We start from the raw sequence: 18,451 nt of genomic DNA, 5'->3' as shown, positions 1-18,451 counted from the left end.
GGTCTTTCCTTTACGCGCAGTCTGGCGCGCCGCCCCCGCAACGCGAAACGCTATTTCGCGGTGATTTGCGACGCAGGCGGCACAAAGGCCGGCATCGAGTCTTCCCAACGGCTGTCGGTCAGCATTTGCTTGTCGGAGCCGTCCGGGTTCATCGACCACACCTGTCCGTATGGCTGGAAGGAATTGTCGTAAAGCGCCGCTTCGTCCTTGAAACCATATTCACTGCTGTTCCACAGGATCTTCTTGCCGTCCCAACTCCAGACAGCGTGCGCATCGGATGCCGGGAAATGGGTCACGCGGCGCAGTTCGGTGCCGTCCGACTTGATCGTGAAGATGTCGAAATTGCCATCCTTTTGCTTGCGCGTGAACACGATCCGGTCTTCCACCGGCGACCAGCCCGGCACGTTGTCCCAATCGTTCGTGAGCACGCGCACCTTGCGAGTTTCGAGGTCCATGATGCGCAGGCCCTCGTCGCCTTTGGCCCAGGACCGGAAGACCATCTGCTTGCCGTCAGGAGAGACACTGGCGAACCCGGTGTTCGACGTGGGAGAGGTCAAATCCTGTACACCCGTACCATCGCGATTGATCAGCTTCACGTTGGCCACGTTCTGGTCGCGGGTTCGCCAATAGCCGCCGAAGCTGAAGACCAGCGACTTGCTGTCCGGCATCCATGACGGCGCCAGTGCGACACCGATCATGTCGCCGCACGGGCCGGAGGGGTTCTTGCCGGGCGCGCATTTGGTGGTCGACTGAAACACCAGTTTCTTGTTGGTGCCATCGGCGTTCATGATCACGAGCGACGTGTCGTCATTCTTGTCGGACAGGGCCAGCGTGCCGTCCCTGGCGAACATCGGGAAGACGTCGGTGTAACGGTAATCGTAGTGGGGATTCCAGCTGTACAGCGGCGTGTTCTGCGCCAGCGGGCGATTCTCGATTCGTTCGTAGACGACCTGTTTTCCATCATGACTCCACGACGGGTCGCGCAGATTCGCAGGAAACGGTTTAGGTCCGTCGGAATACATGATTCCCGTTGTTTGCGCCGACTTGGTGCTGTAGCCAAAACGACCGTCCGGCAAGAATTGCGGATTGAGCTTCATGCCAGAGCCAGAAGTCAGTGCCGTGGATTGCCCGGTTGCCACATCGATCGCCACGATCTGCGAGGTGGCCTTCATCGACAGTTGATCCACGCGAGCCAGCCAGCTCACCTCAACATCGCCTTGATAGGCAATCAATTGATTGCCGTCGGCCGACCATTTGGGCGATCCGGTTGTCACGCCTGCTGGCGACAGACGCTTGAAATCGCTGCCATCGGGATGCGCGATATAGACCGACAGTTCCTGCAAATGCTCCCAGGCAACGCCCTTGTCATGCGATTTCCATTCCGTGTTGCGATCGGATGTGAAGGCAATCCACTTACCATCGGGCGACCACGAAGGGCGATAAAAACCATCGGGTTTCATCGGGTCCCCTTGAATCGACGCCGTACCGGTCAAATTGGTCAGCTTGCGCGTCTTGAGATCGAGAATCCAGATATTGGCGCGATGCGAACCCCGATCCGACATGAAGGCCACATAGCGATTGTCCGGCGACATTGACGCCTGATCGTCCACGGCCGGATCGTCAGTGAGGCGTTCGAGCGCCGTGCCGTCCGCTTTCACGCGATAGATGTCGGACTGACCACGTCCTTCGCGCTCCGAAGTAAAAACGATCCATTGACCATCATCCGAAAAGCGCGCGTTGTAATCGAATCCTGGCGTGCCCAGCAGCTTGTGTTCTCCGGTGCCGTCGGCATTGGCTACGTACAGCTCGGAGCCGGTTGGCGCGATACGATTGAACAGCAAGGTGTCTTTGGCAACGGCCGGAACCGAAGCCATCACGCCGACCGAGCAGGTGAGGCTTATGAGCAAATTCTTTTTATTCATCGGGACAAACTCTTTTGGGGTGACGGGACGTCATGCTGAAATGCACGGATTGATTTCGTCGGAATGGTTTTCGACGAGGAGATGACTCACCGACGATTTCAGATACGGATCGTTAATGAGGGGAGATTGAATTGAGGTAATGCGGAAGGTGTCTCTACTTTCATTGTTGTTTCGATATGTCTCGGTAGGGCACTACTCTGCACGTACGGAAGGCCAATTCCCTTGTACAAAATGGCTATTGAGCAGGACGTTTTGGGTGGATTGGCTGCAATCTTGATTTAACGCAAGTAACGCTGAAAAACCGATGGTTCGGTTAGCCCGATCTTGATCTACAGCGACAGTCGGGCCAAAAGCGGTTGCAACTCGCTGAATTCGAGCTTGGCGCGCTTGTATGGACGCGCTTTCCCGCCCACGAGCCGATCGGCTAAACGAAGCCAGGCGGCGAGTTCCATTTTCGTAGCCGATCGGATACGAAATGTAGTCAAAGAGAGTGCTTATGGATTTCTCGTTCCCGATCGGGAACGAAGGCGTCATAGAACGTGGATTGCCTTGATTTCGTACCCGAGCGGAACTTTTTCCCGAATCGGGCTGGCCGGTCTGCTACCATGTTCCCGATCGGGTACGAAAAGGGCACATCGTGGAAACATCGGATTTCGCCGTTGCGGACGTCGCGACGCTTGGGACCATCGTGCGCGCGGCTCGCATCGCCCAGGGGCTCACGCGCGACGATCTGGTCAATGTGACGGGCCTGTCGCCAAAGTTCATCACGCACGTTGAGGCCGGCAAGCCAACCGCGCAGATAGGCAAGGTTTTTGTCCTGCTGACTGAACTCGGCATCATGCTGCGCGCGCAGACTGCCGTGCCGATTACGGCAAAGGTGGCCGAACGGGCGCGCCGCGTGCGAAGGAGCCCAAATGCCGCGTAGAGAACTGGTGGCGTGGGTCAATGGCGAGCGCATGGGGGTCGTGGCTGACACAGACGATATCTGGTCGTTCGAGTACGACGCAGGGTGGCTCGCCTCGAACCATGCGTTCCCGCTCTCGCCGGCGTTCCCGCTGCGCCCGGAGCCTTTCGTCGACGGCTCAAGTAACCGTCCCGTGCAATGGTTTTTCGACAACCTCCTGCCCGAGGAGGGCATGCGTACGGCTCTCGCGAGTCAAGCGAAGGTCGATGCCAGCGATGCGTGGGGCCTGCTCGGGTATTACGGCCGGGAATCCGCCGGGGCGCTGACGCTGCTTGAGCCGGGGCAGTCCGAGCCGCCGGGCGCGTTGCGGCCGCTGTCGTTCGGCGACCTCGACGCGCGTATTCGCGCGATGCCCGAGCGGCCGCTCACGGCCGATGCGCCGAAGCGGATGTCGGCAGCAGGGGCCCAGCCCAAGTTGCTCGTGACGATGCGCGGCGAGCCGCCGGCAGGCGAACTCTTCGAGCCCGAAGGCAGCGAACCGTCGATGCAACTGCTCAAACCCGACTCACGCGTGGCGGCGTATCCCCATTCCGCCATCAACGAGTTTTTCTGCATGCGTCTTGCGCGAGCCGTGGCGCTGCCGGTGCCGCCAACGCATTTCATCCGCGTTCCGGCGCCGTGTTATCTCGTCGACCGGTTTGACCGCAACCCCACCGTGCAACCGACGCAAAGGTTGCACGTCATCGACGCGACACAGCTACTGAACCTGTCGAAGTCCTATAAGTACGAGCGCGCCAATTCGGCGACGCTCGCAGAGGCGATCGACAAAACGCGAGTCCGGGCCAATTCGCGACTGGAGATTTTCCGGTGGGCCGTCTTCAACGTGCTGGTGGGCAATGCCGACGCGCACCTTAAAAACCTGTCGTTCTTTGTCACGCCGCTCGGCTATCTCCTGGCGCCGTTCTACGACATCGTGAGCACGGTGGTCTATCACACCCGGACGTATCACGGGCAGCGCTCCGATTACTGGCCGAACTGCGAACTGACCATGCGAGTGGGCGAGGCTAGCCACTTCGCAGACGTATCGAGACCCAACATGCTGCTGCTGGCGGAGCAGCTTGGGCTACCCAAAAGAGGCGCAGAGCGGCTGCTGGACCAGATGCTCGAATCCGTACAACAGCGTTTCGACGAGACGTTCAACGCGATTGTGGACCTCGCAAGGCCAGACGCGGGAGAGATGCGCTTGCTCAACTCGATCCGCGCGATGCCGGTCGCGGAAATGTCACGGGCGCTCGCGCGCTGATCCCACGGCAACAGGATTGCCGTGTGACGGGTTTCTCCCGTAGAATCACGCTTCTTTCGGAGATGGCATTCCTCCCGTAACCGCCCCGCGTCCTTGCGGCGGCTGATGATGCCTACGAATTCCTGGGTGCAGGAGGTCGTAGGCCGTCTATGCGACGCCCCCTGTCGCCCAGGTTTGACGCACACTCAAACCTGGATCGCAATGAAACACCTGAAGTCCTTCGAGCAGTTCGCGATGCTGCCTTATCTGGCACGCTGGCTGTTTCTTTCGAGCCTACTTGGCGCGCTTGCCGGTACCGCTTCGGCTGTCTTTCTCTATGCGCTTGATCGCGCAACCGATTTCCGCCTCGATCATCCCTGGCTGCTATGGTTCCTGCCGCTTGCGGGCTTTGCGGTGGGATGGGTCTATTACCGCGTCGGTCAGTCTGTGGAAGGCGGCAACAATCTACTGATCGACGAGATCCACGATCCCCAGAAGATCGTTCCCAAGCGCATGGCCCCTCTGGTTCTGGTCGCAACGGTCGTCACCCACCTGTTTGGCGGCTCGGCCGGCCGGGAAGGGACCGCGGTCCAGATGGGCGGCGCGCTGGCCGATCGGGTGACCCAACTGTTTGGGCTGGACCCGCAGGAGCGGCGCATTCTCCTCATGGGTGGCATCGCGGCGGGCTTTTCATCCGTGTTTGGTACGCCGTTGGCAGGTGCTGTATTCGGTCTGGAGGTGCTGGCCATCGGCCGCCTTCGTTACGATGCACTGCTCGCCTGCATCGCGTCCTCCGTCGTCGCCGATCAGGTCTGCCGCCTCTGGGGCATTCACCATACGGTCTACAGCGTCCCGCATATTCCCCCGGTGACGGCCGTGGGGCTGGGCTCGGTGATTCTTGCGGGCATCGCATTCGGTGTTGTCGGCATGCTGTTCGCCGATTCAACCCACGCACTTGGCGGGTTCATCAAGCGCAAGATTGCCTACGCACCGGCACGACCGATCCTCGGCGGGGCGATCGTCGCCGTTGCCGCCGTCGTGCTCAACGTCCCGCAGTTTCTTGGGCTGGGCATTCCCACGATTGTTCAGGCTTTCAACGGCCCGCTTCCGGTGTACGACTTTGTCGGCAAATTCGGCTTTACGGTCGTCACGCTGGCGTCGGGATTCAAGGGGGGAGAGGTCACGCCGTTGTTCTATATCGGCGCCACGCTGGGCAACGCACTCGGGCACGTGCTCGCGCTGCCGATCCCGGTGCTGGCCGGTTTGGGCTTTGTAGCGGTGTTTGCGGGGGCTGCGAACACGCCGATTGCGTCCACCATCATGGCGATCGAGTTATTTGGTGCGGACATCGCGGTCTACGCCGCGCTGGCCTGCGTCGTGGCCTATCTGTTTTCTGGCCACACCGGCATCTATCGCGCGCAACGGGTCGGCCACGCGAAACATCCGTTGCTGCCTGCCGGCATGCGGCTTGCCGACCTGCCGGCGCTGCGCCGGGCACGTCGTTCCGCAGCGGCTACGCCAGGCGAGTCGTGACGTCGAAGACCCGTTAGGTACGGAGATGCCCGTGAAGGAAGCCGAGGCGACCAACAGTCTGGCCGATCGGGGCTGCGACGTGCTGACATGCCACGTCGACAGTCCGAAGGGCGTGATCGAAACCGCAGAGAAGCGCGGCGCGATGGGCTGCGGTTATCACGCGAGCCAGGCCGCGCCAGCGCCGAAGGCGCTATCTCACGGGTCGCGCGAGCTCGACGTCGGCGCGGTGGCGATCGCGGGCAAACGCACAATAGAAAAGCAGCGTGCCTCGCCGCCTATCGAAACGCCTGCAACTGCCCGCTCATCATTTGCAGCATCTTGTTCGCCGCGACCGAGAGCCTGCGCCCGACGCGCGTGACGAGATGCGCCTCTGCGTTCTCAAGGATCGGATGCGCGATCCTCACCGCGAATACCTCCATCGCCCGCAACTCGGTGGCCGCCGCGAACGCGGGCATGACAGCAATACCGAGGCCGGACTTCACGAATTCCTTGAGGATCGCGAATGAATTGGTCGTCACGCTCGGGACGAGCCGGACATGTTCCGCGTACTCGACCGCTTCGAGCATTTGCCGGATGCCGTACGACGGGTGCGCGGCCGCAAGCGGGAATGTCGCGAGCTGCTGCACCGAGAGCACGGGATAGCGATCGCGCTCGAAGCCGGGGCCGACGATCGCCATCATCGGCTGCGGCTTCGATGCGCGCGAGACGAGCTTGGGTTCGGCGGGCGGATTGTAGACGAGGCCGATTTCGCCTTCGTCGTTGACGATCTTGCGGATCACGTCGTTCGTGCCCGCCACTTCCAGGTTCACGCGGATGCCCGGGAACTGGCTGCAGAACTGCTGCATCGGCCCGGAAAGCATGTCGGAGACGAAGCCCTCGCCGAGCACGACGTCCACACGCCCCGTTTTCAGGCCACGCAGCTCTTGCAGGTGGGAGAGCAGGTCGTCGCGATGCGCAAGCTGCTCGCGGAAATACTCGATCACGTAGCGGCCAGCCTCGGTGGGCGTGACGCCGCGCGCGTGCCGCTCGACGAGCGTCGCATCGAGTTCCTTTTCGAGCAGCGCGATCTGCCGGCTCACCGCGGACGGCGCGACGTCAAGCCAGTCGGCTGCCGCGCGGATCGTGCCGCAGCGCACCGCTTCATAAAAGTAGACGATCCGGCTGTCGGTCAGCGTGTTGCTCATGATCAATCCTGCGAGCGTTCTAAAAAAGTGAACACTTTTAATAATGGCGTTGATTGATTATACGGCGCGGCCGGTCGAAGATGACCGCCCGTCCTTGCCGCAGGCGTGCGAGGGCGGTGAACGACACCTGGCCTTAAATGGGGCCTTATGCAACAGGAGACTGGGATGGCGCAAGCAATGGGGATCGGGCGCGAAGTGGCCGGTGGGGCCGAGGGGACCGCGAAGGTGATGCTGTATGCGGCCGGCATCCTGCTCATCGCGCAGGGCATCGGCTCGTTTACGTTCACGATCGGCCCCGGCAAGGTCGTCTTGCTGCCGATGATCTGGGCACTGCTGCTCGGCGCCGCACTCGGCCTCTTCAGCGCGCGCTGGAAAAGCCCGGCAAGGCTCGACACGTCGAATCAGTTTCTCGCGGCGGCGATCCTGCAACCGGCCTTGCTCCTGTTCGTCGCGAAGCTCGGGCTCATGGTCGGCAGCGCGTTGCCGAAACTTGCGGCCGCCGGCTGGGCGCTCGCATTCCAGGAGTTCGGCCATTTTGTCGGCACGATTCTGCTCGGCTTGCCACTCGCTCTGCTGCTCGGCATCAAGCGCGAGGCGATCGGCGCGACGTTCTCCGTGGGCCGCGAGCCGAGTCTCGCGATCATCGGCGAGAAGTACGGCATGGCGTCTCCCGAAGGGCGAGGCGTGCTCGCCGAATATCTGACCGGCACCGTGTTCGGTGCGGTGTTCATTGCGGTTTTCGCGGGCTTTGTCGCGAGCCTCGGCATTTTCGATCCGCTTGCACTGGCGATGGGTTCGGGCGTCGGCTCGGGCAGCATGATGGCCGCGGCGTCGGGCGCGATTGCGGCGCAGCAGGACCCGGAGACCGCGAAGTCGGTGCTCGCGTTTGCCGCCGCCAGCAATCTGATCACGACGACGATCGGCACGTATTTCACGCTGTTTATCTCGCTGCCGCTCGCGGTTTTGGGCTATCGCGTGCTCGAACCGCTGATCGGGCGCACGACGAAGGCCTCGACGGACGCGGCCGCGACAACGAGCCCGGCGCTCGGCGACGTGCAAACCGAGGCACCCGCACTCGGCTACGGCATGCGCTTGCTCGTGTGGGTCGTGACGGCCGCGATGACGCTCGTCTGCGACTGGATCGCGCATGGCACGACGCCGCTCGTCGGGTTGCCCGGCATGGCGTTCACGGTCGGCGCGACGGTCATCGGCGATGCGGTTGCGCGCATGACCGGCAACAGGATTCCCGCCGTCTGCTGGGTTTCCGTGGTCGCCATGCTCCTGACCTCGCCGTGGTGTCCCTGGGCAGGGCAAATCACGGCGTACGGCGCGCACAACGATTTTCTCAACGTGACGACGCCGATGCTCGTCTTCGCGGGCCTGTCGATCGCGAAGGACATTCCGGCGTTCCGCCGGCTCGGCTGGCGCATCGTGCTGGTCTCGTTCGTCGCCAATGCCGGCTCGTTTATCGGCGCGGCGCTCGTCGCGCAACTCTTTCACGTCTGATGGGCCTGTCCATGAAATTGATTGAATCCATCGAGGCCAACGCCGACGAACTGCAGGCCATTCGCCGCGATATCCATGCGCACCCGGAGCTTGGCTACGACGTGCACCGAACGGCCGCGCTGGTCGCCGCACGGCTTGAACAGTGGGGCTTCGCTGTCACGCCCCACGTCGGGCGCACGGGCGTGGTCGGCACGTTGACGCGCGGCGCGAGTTCGCGTGCGATCGGTCTGCGTGCGGATATGGACGCGCTGCCCGTGCAGGAGGCGAATGCGTTTGCGCACCGCTCGACGGCGCCCGGCGTGATGCACGCCTGCGGCCATGACGGTCACACGGCGATGCTGCTCGGCGCCGCGCGCCATCTTGCGGAGCAGGGCCGTTTCGACGGGACGGTTCACGTGATCTTCCAGCCGGCCGAAGAAGCCGGCGGCGGCGCACGCGCCATGATCGAAGACGGGTTGTTCACGCGCTTTCCTTGTGACGCGGTGTTCGGGCTGCACAACTGGCCCGGCATCGCGGCCGGCGACTTTGCCGTGCGGCCCGGCGCGCTGATGGCCTCGACGAGCCTGTTCAAGATCGCGCTGCGCGGCGCCGGGTGTCATGCCGCGATGCCGCACCTGGGCCGCGACCCGGTGCTCGCCGCCGCGCACTTGCTCACGGCCTTGCAAGGGATCGTCACGCGCAACCGCAACCCGGTGGAGGGGGCCGTGCTATCCGTTACGCAGATCCACGCCGGCGAGGCGTTGAACGTCGTGCCGACCGACGCATGGCTCGGCGGGACCGTGCGCACATTCTCGGAGGAGACGCTCGATCTGATCGAGCGGCGCATGCACACGATTGCGGCGTCGGTCGCGTCGGCGTTCGAATGCGAGTGCGAAGTCGATTTCGAACGCCAGTATCCGGCGACGATCAACGATCCCGAGCAAACCGCGCTGGCCGTCGAGGTGATGCGCGAACTGGTCGGCGAGGCGCATGTGAACGCCTCGGTGGAGCCGACCATGGCCGCGGAGGATTTTTCGTTCATGCTGAACGCGCGACCTGGCTGCTATGCGTTTCTCGGCAACGGCAGCGGCGATCACCGCGTGCCTGGGCACGGCGCCGGGCCGTGTCTTTTGCACAATGCGAGCTATGACTTTAACGACGCGCTGCTGCCGGTGGGCGCGAGCTATTTTGTGAAGCTTGTCGAGCGGTTCTTGCGTTGACGCCGCGGCGGCGCGGTGTCCGGCTTGAGCCGTGCCTCGGTCACGGCCTGGATGACCTTGAGTCGGTCAAGCTCTCGCATGGTCAGTGTCACCAGTTCGGCTGGCTGCATGGCTGGCTCCGCAGTTCGCAGGAGCCGACCAGCATGCCAGCAGTCAAAAACACGACATCTGTAAATAGCCAGAACACGACATTAGGATACAGCCGCTACATTAAAAACTGCGATAAATTTCCTTATGTAAAATTATGAATCCGACAACATAGGTTCCAGCAAATCCGCCAGCGCATGAACGGCGTGCTTCGATGCTTATCAGCATTGCTTGGTTGGTGTCGATCACCACGGGTTTTACAGTGCTCGTTTCGCCTCTTCACGCTGCTCGCCGCAACGGACCCGATATGTTCTCCAGTGCCCGCCGCCGTTTCCTCGCTCATGCTTCGCTGATCGGCGCTGGCGCCGTGCTATCGCGGTCAGGCCTTGCGGCGACGGCCACGACGACGGTACGCATCGGCTACCAGAAATCGTCGACGCTCATCACCGTGCTCAAGGCGCAAGGCAAGCTCGAAACGGCGCTCGCGCCGCTGGGCGTCGACGTGAGCTGGAGCGAGTTCGCAAGCGGGCTGCCGCTCACCGAAGCCCTCAACGCCGAAGCGATCGACTTCAGTGCCGATGTCGCCGACACGGTGCCGATCTTCGCCCAGGCCGCCCACGCACGCTTCGTCTACGTGGCGCAGGAAGCGCCTTCGCCTGGCGCGCAGGCCATCGTGGTCAAGCGCGCGGGCGCGCTGCATTCGGGCGCCGACCTGCGCGGCAAGGACATCGCCGTGACCAAGGCGGCGGGCAGTCATTACCTGCTGCTCGCGGCGCTCGCGAAAGCGGGCGTGCCACCCGACGCCACGCGCATCCACTACCTCACGCCCGCCGATGGACGCGCCGCCTTCGAACGCGGCAGCGTGGATGCCTGGGTGACGTGGGACCCGTATGTGGCGTCCGTCGATCAGCAGGCCGACGTGCGCATCCTCGCCAACGGCAACGGCCTCGCCTCGTATCAGCGCTACTATCTCGCCTCCACCCGTTTTGCCGAAGCGCGCCCGGACGTGGTCGCCGCGATCTATGCGCAGTTGCGCGAAGCGGGCGAATGGGTGCGCGCCTCGCCGCAAGACGCCGCGCGCCTGCTCGCGCCCGTCTGGGGGCTCGACGCCGCCACGATCGAGCGCGCGAACGCACGTCGCAGCTACGCCGTACGGCCGGTCGAGGCGGCGAATTTCGACGAACAGCAGAAGATCGCCGACACCTTCCTCGCCGCCCATCTGCTGCCCGCCGCTGTGGACACTTCCCGCGCCCAACGCTGGGATTTCAACGCGAAGCGCGCGGTGGCGATTGGCGCGTAGTTCGAACGGCTCACTTGTCACGCGCGCGCCAACGTAAAATCACGTCGGCCAGACAATCAGAAGGAGCGCGTAGTGGCGATCATTGGCGTAATGGGTTCCGGCAAAGCCGAATGGCCGGAACTGTCCGTACCGCTGGGAAAATGGATTGCCGAACAGGGCTTCGATTTGCTCACCGGCGCGGGGCTGGGCGTGATGTTGTCGACGGCGCGCGCGTTTTCGACGACGCCCGCCCGCAAGGGGCGTTCGATTGGCATCGTGCCGAGCGAAGCCCATGCTCAGCTCGGCTTCGTCGCCCTGCCCGGTTATCCGAATCCCTATGTCGATCTGCCGATTCTCACACCGCTGCCGCGCAAGCTCGCTGACGCACCCGACGACGCGCTGAACCGCAACTACGTGAACGTGCTGACGAGCCACGTGGTGGTCGCGCTCCCTGGCAACCAGGGCACTCTCGATGAGATCCGGCTGGCGACGCGTTTTGCCAAACCGCTGATTTGCGTTGGGCCTTATTCCGCTTTCGAAGGCGTCCCGGCTGGCACGAACATCGTCGGCGACCTGGAGGACGTATTCGCGTTTGTGCTCGCCAGCATGCATGCCGAATAGTGGCGCGTCGATCGTTCAAGGCTGCTCGCGTGCGATTTGCATCCGACGATGCGAGCACCTGGACATATTATTTTGATTCGACGTGTTTAGAGGAGACGCGATATTTATCGCGGCCCTCTTAATCGCCACGGAAAATGTTAAATCGCCCGATAAAACCGGCGTCGGCAATATTTTCTCATCATCGCCCTTTTATTTATTCTATACAGAGAATAATTTTCCTGTATTTCATAAATTTGACAGGGTTTCGGCATCCTGATAATTTAATTTGTCATTCTTCGTAATAATTTAAAGAGCATACTCGCCACGCGAATAAGAACGACGCGCGAGTGATGCATTTTGCGTTAATACGTATTCTGCATCCGGGGAACACGCCGTGAATTATCCGATCCCGCGCGTCTTTATCGGCGCCCTGCCTTCGCAGGAAAGCCGCCCTTTTCGCTTGTACTGGAGCCGCTCTCAAAAGTCGCTGGCGGGGCTGCTGCTCGTACAGCGCATCGATATTCGCGAAGCGCTGGGCAGCGGCATCGAGGGCCGCTTGACCTGCATCTCGACGAGCGTGGGAATACCGCTCCAGACCTTCCTCGGTCAGCCGCTGACGGTGCAACTGGTCACGGACCAGGGCGCGCTGCACTCGATCTGCGCCATCGTGACCGACGCGTACGAGGGCGAGTCCGATGGATCGCTCGCCACCTACCAGCTGATGATTCGCGATGCGCTGTCGATCATGGAACGGCGCACCAATACGCGCATTTTCCGGCAAAAGAATGTCGTCGATATCCTCCAGACGCTTGTGAAGGAATGGCGTACCCGCAGCACGACGCTGGCGGGGACTTTCGATCTGGACATCTCGCAACTCGATTCCACGAAATATCCGCCGCGCGAGCAGACCTTGCAGTTCAACGAATCCGATGCCAGTTTCGTGCGGCGCTTGTGCCGGCGCGACGGCATTAACTGGTTCGTGAAGGCCGGCGGCAACCAGGCAAACGACAGCGCCGCGCAGCCGTTTCACACGCTGATGCTGTTCGAGGACGCAGCGAGTCTCTCGCGGGCGACTGTGGGCACGGTGCCCTATCACGCGGATGCCACCATCGGCGCGGCCGATTCGATCACCCAGATGTGCTTTGGCCGTCAGATCGTGGCGGGGGCGATCCGGCGCACGAGTTGGGACCTGAAGCCGGCGCGCGTCGACGAGGTTCAGATTCCCACGAGCGTCGATCAAGGCGCGGCGGGCAACGATCTCGCGCGCTTGCTTGCGGACTCGCGCATCGACTCGCCGCATATGGCGGATTCCTGGAACGACTATGACCGCCTCGGCGTTGCGCGGCTGAACGCACAGAGTGCCCGTTCGGTGTGCGTCGACGCGGCCAGCGGCGTGCGCGATCTCGCCGTCGGCTTCTGGATCGCCGTGTCGGGGCATCCCGAACTGGACCCGCTGCCCGAAGAGAAGCGCAGCTTCGTCGTCACAGCCCTGCACCACCGCGGCGAAAACAACCTCCCCAAAGACCTCAGCGATCGCGCGCAGGCGTTGTTCGACGCTAGCCGATGGTCGTTCGGGATCGTCCCGCCAGCGGTCGATACGGCTGCACGCCCCGCCGCCGTCGACGGCTCGACGCCGGGCCGCTACGAAAACACCTTCAGCGCCGTGCCGCGCGGCACCCCGCTCACGCCTGTCTACGAGCCGCGTGTCGATCTGCCGCCGGTGTATCCGATCGTCGGCATGGTCACGGCACCAGACGGCGAAGAGGTGCATTGCGACGAATACGGCCGAGTGAATGTGCAGGTCCAGGGACTCGATCCGGACGATCACACGCACGCGAATGGCGCGGGCACGAGTGGCACCCCCACGGACAGCGCGCTCGTGCGCGTGCTGGGCAACTGGGCGGGCGACACTTATGGCGCACAGGTGCCGCTGCGTGCAGGCATGGAAGTGCTGCTGGATTTCGTCGGCGGCGATCCTGACCGGATGTATGTCGCGGGCGTCTTCACCAATGGCCGCAACATGCCCGCGTCGATGTTCAGCGGCAAGGGCGCGTTACCGGGCAATCGCTATTTGTCGGGGCTGCGCTCGAAGGAAATCAAGGGGCAGCGCTATAACCAGTTGCGTCTGGACGACACCCCCGCGCAGATCAGCGCGCAGCTCACGAGCCAGCATCAGTTTTCAGAGCTGAATCTAGGCTATCTCACGCAGCCTCGCGACAACGGGCAAGGCGCCAATCGAGGCGAAGGCGCGGAGCTACGCACGGACGCGGCGGCAGCCCTGCGGGCCGCTCAGGGGATGCTGCTCACGACCTATGCGCGGACGCAGGCGAGCGGCAACCAGCTCGATCGCGACGAACTGATCCAGTTGCTCGGCGAATGCACCGAGCTGTTCAAGTCGCTTGGCGATTACGCGGGACAGCATGGCGGTCAGACGATGGATACGGCCGGCCAAAGCGCACTGGCGTCTGCCTTCAAGGGCTGGCAGGCGCCGGGCGGAGAGCCGCTGATGGCGTTCGGCGCCCAGGCCGGGGCCGTGCACGTGACGCCAAAGACGCACGTGACGTATGCGGGCGAGAACATCGATCAGGTGGCGCAGCAGCACGTCCAGGTCACCAGTGGTCAGCGCATCAATCTGCAAGCCGGGCATGGCGTGGCGCTCTTCGCCCAGGCTGACGACATTTCGGCTGTCGCCAATCAGGGCAAGGTGAAACTACAGAGCCAGGCCGACGATACGCAGATCGATTCGGCGAAGAACATTCAGTTGACGGCCGCCGGCGGCAAGCTCACGGGCGCGGCGAGCGATCAGGTCGTGCTCGTGACCTCGGGGGGAGCCTATTTGAAGTTGCAAGGCGGCAATATCGAGCTCGGCTGCCCGGGCAATTTCACGGTCAAGGCGGCGGGACACACGTGGGCCGGTCCTGCCAGTATGAGTGCGGATATGCCGAAGTTCGACCACGCTCCGCTCGGGCGCGTGCCGCAACTCGTGCGGGCGACGGACGGACAAGCCGCGAGCGGCTACGAAGGCGAGGTGCGCAAGGCCGCGGGCGACATCGTCAAAGGGCAAACCGATGGCTCGGGCCAGCTACCCGCGATCAACGGCAATCAGTTCGAATCGCTCGCGGTGAATTTCTTCAAGAAGATGAGCTAACCGCATCGTGAGAATAAAAAAAACATGACCGACTCCTTTCTCGATCCAACGTCTTCGCAGGCTGGCGCTGCAAGTCAGGCTGCAAATGTGTCCGATGCGGGCGCTGCACCGCGCATCCTGGTCGGCGGCGGCCAGGGCCCCACACTCTTCGACGTGCAGAGCAAGCTCGTTTGCGTCAAGCAGATGCCGTTGCCGGGCGTCGTCATCTTCGTGCATGGCGTGAACTCCGAAGGCGAATGGTTCCAGGCCGCCGAAGAGGGCCTGTGCAAGGGACTCAACCGGCGGCTGGGGCGACTCGATGACCAGATGGCCTACACGGGGGTCGAGGGCGGGCAAATGTCGCCGGTGAGCTATACGGGGAGTTTGACTGCGGATGGATACATCAATCCCGTACTGACGTCGAGTACATACATCAAGGACGCGCCCTCCTTCTCGCCGGTGATCCACTTTCGCTGGGGCTATAAGGCGAACAAGCAGGACATGAAGGACTACGGTCCCAACGTCTTTCTCAATGAGCAGAATTACTGGGGAGGCGGTCCGTTCGCCAATGGATGCACCAGTCTGGCCGACCTCTGGAACGTGGGCATCGACGACCGTGTGTTTGGCTGGATCACCGTCCAGGCGATGAATCCAACACCGCGTCTTGTCTACCGGACCCCGCCGCGGCCGTACATGGTGATGGGCGCGCTGCGTCTTGCCAAACTCATTCAGTCGATTCGCCAGAAGCAGGCCGACGTCCCTATTACGGTTGTCTGCCACAGTCAGGGCAATATGGTCGGCATGGCGGCCGCGTTCCTCGGCGATCGCATGTCCGATGTCACCGATCCGTTTCAGAAAACGGGGAGTTGTGTGGCAGACGCCTATGTGCTGGCCAACGCGCCCTACAGCCTCGTCGAAAAGCTCGGCATGGACAACTGGACGCAACGCGAAGCGAAGGATGCGCAAGGCAATCGGGGGCGGGAAACCTTCACCGCGCGCGCGCAGACGCTGAAGAATCTCTTCGAAATCCTGCGCAAGCGCGCGGCGCTCGAACCGGACGCAAGCGAAGTCGACAAGGAGATGGCCAACACGCGGACTTCGGAGAGCGGCGGCAAGCCCTACAGCGCGTCGCAGGACCGGACCGATCACGGCGTGAACGGACACACCTATGGTCGGGTCACGGTGTACTGCTGTCCGCACGATCAGGTGATTTCCGCTACGACGGTGCAAGGGATCGGCTGGCGCGGGATGAGCGCGCAGGAAATCGACAAGACCGCCGGTCACGGCGTTTTGACGCAGCGGGTGTTTGCGACCCACTTCAAGGTCGGCGACGCGGGCAACACGACGTACAACTACCGGAACAACGACTGGCGCGCGAAGGTGATCAATGAAAAGGGTTTCTGGTCTCCGCCATCGCCACCGGCGAAGTTCGGACTATCGAAGGCCCTGCGCGGAAACCGCACGATGTTCGGCAAATTCGGCACGCTGACCACCGCCCCGCTTCTGTATCTCGCCACGCTGCTGGTCAAGCTTCCCGTCAACGAAGATCCGCCGAAGGATTGGGAGGTGCCGGTCAATGCCCCGGTTCTGGACGAGCCGTTTTGTCCGGCTTCGAAGCGCTACGGCAAGGAGGTCGAATACAAGGCAGATGGTTTCGTCAGCAACTTCAACGAGGGATACGACCCGCCGTCGGCGGCACGCAACGCGCAGAAAGCCGCGAGCGACACTCAGGCGAGTGATCCGTACGATGCCTTCAAGCCCGATGCAGCGATGGTCAATGGGCAGATCAAGGCGAGCGATCTGGAGGCGCAGGGTACGCTGGATAGCGAGGCTTCGCAGCGCTATGAGGATCACGCCATTTTGCGCCAGGAGGCGCGCCGCAACGCTCAGCAAGGTGATACGAACGGCTGGGTCGATGACGATGGCAAGGTGACGGGCGAGGATGATGCCTCGAACGCAACACAGGGTTACCACGACTGGCACAACGACGAAATCAACAAGATCCTGCGCGACGGCGTGAATAACAATCCAACGAACCACTCGATCACCATGACGAATGCCGACCATGCGCAATTCGCGCTGGCGTACGACGTGGCGATCGGGCCGTGTTATTTGACTGCCGAGGACCTGAGTGACCTGCGTAAGGAGGCAGACTGGCGCTTTGGGAAAGGAATGGAAGATAACAACCCGAATAAAAAGTACTCGGAGTACTTTGCGACCGGAAAATACAAAGATCAACTACTGCAGGACTGGGCTCATTCTGATCCCGAGGCAACGTTGCCGAGCGACAAGATTCACGACCAGCGCGAAGGAGAGCTCTTCCTTGGTGTGGGGGACGTGGTATGAGCGCACTGATCGGCACGTGGCCGCGGCGACTCGGTCTCTCCATTTTCGTAATGGCTTTGGTTTCTGCGCTGATGTTGGTCTCAATGAGTTATGAAGGACGGGCGGTGCCCGGAAATTTGGCGACAGGAGAGGTAATGAAACGACTGGTAATCCTGCCGGGCTTGCTGGCATTTGCAGTGTTCGTGCTGTCAGCGGCGTTTGCGCCGACGGTCGCGAACGCGGCTCAAACCAACGAGTCTGGATCAGTAAGCCCGGGGGAGAATGCGACAAAACCCTTCGTTGCGCAGGTAGTCGGACTTGAATGGCTAAACCCGCTGCAACGCCGCGATTACCCGACTGAGTGGCAGGTCCTGTGGGCCATGGGACTGTCAAGGGCAAATACGAACGACGATATGGTTCGCAGCGATCCCAAGAGCTTTACAACACTTCAGTCCGTCGCAGGAATCGCAGACGGAAACAACGGCCGTGAAACCTTCAAGGGATATCACCACAAATATATCGATGAGCTTTTACCATTGTTCGCCGACCGCTATGCGATGAATGGTAAATATTTCTATACAGTGCAGCCTCGTGATAAAAAATTGTGGCGCGAACTGGCTGGCATTCATATCGAGTATGCCATTCCGACAGGGCGACTTGATCCAGTGGAGGCGAAATCCTATCTCCGCGACCGCATGAAGCTGTATTTCGAAATCGGCAGTAAGTCATCCCCGGATCTCTGGAGCAAGGACACGCCACCGGATGTGAGCGTGATTCCCGGAGGCCCCAACGCAGGTTTCACATCGCTGAACAAGGCGCTGGATTATCTGCAAGCAAATCCCGACAAAAGCGTATGGGTAATGAATTGGGACGCGCCGAGCTTCCCGCCGAAAGACGGCCAGATCAACGAGAACATGGTGCTTCTGATCCTGGCCGGACCCGACATGAAGACCGAACGTGCCCCGCTTGCCTGGATCGGCAAGGCTGCCATGGGGAACGTACAGGACTTCGAGGCAAAGGCTGGTACGACGCGGGCAGTCGAGTCGTGGAAGGCCACCATTGAGGCTGCGGCGCACAACGCCAACGTACCCGCGACCAAAATAAACTACGTGATCCACGATGCGGGTAAAGGCAGCGACGCCGCGTCATCGCGTATCGGCTCGCTTGGCCGAACGCTGACCGAATCCCTGCCGGAGTTCGACTTCCAGAAGCAGACGTTCAATACACCGGGGCTGTTAGGCGAAATGGGCGCGGGCACGGCGCTCACCGATGTCGTGCTGGCGATTGGCCGGGCGAACCATCTGGGCGAAACCGTACTTGTTGCGGGCACCACAGACGCCGAGCATCCTGTTGCGGTCGTGGTTGCCCCCCCGGCCCAACCCTTGCCAATCGATCCGGATGCAGACTGGTTCCGCGCACGCGGCGAAAACAATGCGTATCTCCCGTGGTGGGGCCGCCGTTACGACACGAAGTACAACCAGCAAGGCTGGTCGTGGTGACTTC

General features: G+C 62.0%; 13 protein-coding genes, 1 pseudogene and 1 riboswitch. Of the genes and pseudogenes, 11 read left to right on the top strand and 3 right to left on the bottom strand.

Annotated elements, in window-relative coordinates; translation table 11 throughout:
* Nucleotides 1-50 precede the first annotated feature (50 nt).
* Nucleotides 51-1,922, bottom strand: coding sequence for a hypothetical protein (locus U5782_RS11960; protein ID WP_322044027.1), 1,872 nt, complete (start codon nt 1,920-1,922; stop codon nt 51-53).
* 329 nt (nt 1,923-2,251) lie between these two features.
* Nucleotides 2,252-2,374, bottom strand: coding sequence for a hypothetical protein (locus U5782_RS11955; RefSeq protein ID WP_322044026.1), 123 nt, complete (start codon nt 2,372-2,374; stop codon nt 2,252-2,254).
* Between the two features lie 185 nt (nt 2,375-2,559).
* On the opposite strand from U5782_RS11955, the gene U5782_RS11950 reads away from it, so the two are divergent.
* The 4 genes and pseudogenes from U5782_RS11950 to U5782_RS11935 form a co-directional block, all read left to right on the top strand.
* Nucleotides 2,560-2,847, top strand: a complete 288-nt coding sequence (locus tag U5782_RS11950) for a transcriptional regulator (RefSeq protein WP_322044025.1) — start codon at nt 2,560-2,562, stop codon at nt 2,845-2,847.
* Nucleotides 2,837-4,129, top strand: coding sequence for a HipA domain-containing protein (locus U5782_RS11945; RefSeq protein ID WP_322044024.1), 1,293 nt, complete (start codon nt 2,837-2,839; stop codon nt 4,127-4,129). The genes U5782_RS11950 and U5782_RS11945 overlap by 11 nt, the downstream gene beginning before the upstream one ends.
* Before the next feature lie 49 nt (nt 4,130-4,178).
* Nucleotides 4,179-4,251, top strand: a riboswitch (Fluoride riboswitch).
* Nucleotides 4,252-4,330: 79 nt separating this feature from the next.
* The gene (locus U5782_RS11940; RefSeq protein ID WP_322044023.1) at nt 4,331-5,641 is read left to right on the top strand and encodes a voltage-gated chloride channel family protein; all 1,311 of its coding nucleotides are present in this window, start codon (nt 4,331-4,333) and stop codon (nt 5,639-5,641) included.
* A 25-nt stretch (nt 5,642-5,666) separates the two neighbouring features.
* Nucleotides 5,667-5,846: pseudogene (locus U5782_RS11935) on the top strand (BMP family ABC transporter substrate-binding protein); the annotation flags it as partial.
* A gap of 70 nt (nt 5,847-5,916) precedes the next feature.
* Here the strand turns inward: U5782_RS11935 and U5782_RS11930 are convergent.
* Nucleotides 5,917-6,825 (bottom strand): LysR family transcriptional regulator, encoded by a 909-nt coding sequence (locus tag U5782_RS11930; protein WP_322044022.1) that lies wholly within the window; start codon nt 6,823-6,825, stop codon nt 5,917-5,919.
* A 165-nt stretch (nt 6,826-6,990) separates the two neighbouring features.
* Here U5782_RS11930 and U5782_RS11925 point away from each other — a divergent pair, with 165 nt between their 5' ends.
* The 7 genes from U5782_RS11925 to U5782_RS11895 all read left to right on the top strand — a co-directional run bounded on the left by U5782_RS11925 (nt 6,991) and on the right by U5782_RS11895 (nt 18,447).
* Nucleotides 6,991-8,331, top strand: coding sequence for a DUF3100 domain-containing protein (locus tag U5782_RS11925; RefSeq protein ID WP_322044021.1), 1,341 nt, complete (start codon nt 6,991-6,993; stop codon nt 8,329-8,331).
* An 11-nt stretch (nt 8,332-8,342) separates the two neighbouring features.
* Nucleotides 8,343-9,530 (top strand): M20 aminoacylase family protein, encoded by a 1,188-nt coding sequence (locus tag U5782_RS11920; RefSeq protein WP_322044020.1) that lies wholly within the window; start codon nt 8,343-8,345, stop codon nt 9,528-9,530.
* Nucleotides 9,531-9,924: 394 nt separating this feature from the next.
* Nucleotides 9,925-10,917, top strand: a complete 993-nt coding sequence (locus tag U5782_RS11915) for an aliphatic sulfonate ABC transporter substrate-binding protein (protein ID WP_322044019.1) — start codon at nt 9,925-9,927, stop codon at nt 10,915-10,917.
* A 72-nt stretch (nt 10,918-10,989) separates the two neighbouring features.
* Nucleotides 10,990-11,517 (top strand): DNA-binding protein, encoded by a 528-nt coding sequence (locus U5782_RS11910; RefSeq protein WP_322044018.1) that lies wholly within the window; start codon nt 10,990-10,992, stop codon nt 11,515-11,517.
* 373 nt (nt 11,518-11,890) lie between these two features.
* Nucleotides 11,891-14,644, top strand: a complete 2,754-nt coding sequence (locus U5782_RS11905) for a type VI secretion system tip protein VgrG (protein ID WP_322044017.1) — start codon at nt 11,891-11,893, stop codon at nt 14,642-14,644.
* An 87-nt stretch (nt 14,645-14,731) separates the two neighbouring features.
* A complete protein-coding gene (locus U5782_RS11900) occupies nt 14,732-16,969 on the top strand; it encodes a hypothetical protein (protein WP_322044319.1) in 2,238 nt (745 codons plus the stop codon).
* The gene (locus U5782_RS11895; RefSeq protein WP_322044016.1) at nt 16,966-18,447 is read left to right on the top strand and encodes a virulence factor; all 1,482 of its coding nucleotides are present in this window, start codon (nt 16,966-16,968) and stop codon (nt 18,445-18,447) included. The genes U5782_RS11900 and U5782_RS11895 overlap by 4 nt, the downstream gene beginning before the upstream one ends.
* Nucleotides 18,448-18,451: the final 4 nt, after the last annotated feature.

The organism is Paraburkholderia sp. J67 (assembly GCF_905220265.1).
Classification (GTDB): Bacteria; Pseudomonadota; Gammaproteobacteria; order Burkholderiales; family Burkholderiaceae; genus Paraburkholderia.
The sequence above is the reverse complement of the archived record's forward strand: the minus strand, read 5'-3'. Positions and strand labels throughout refer to the sequence as shown.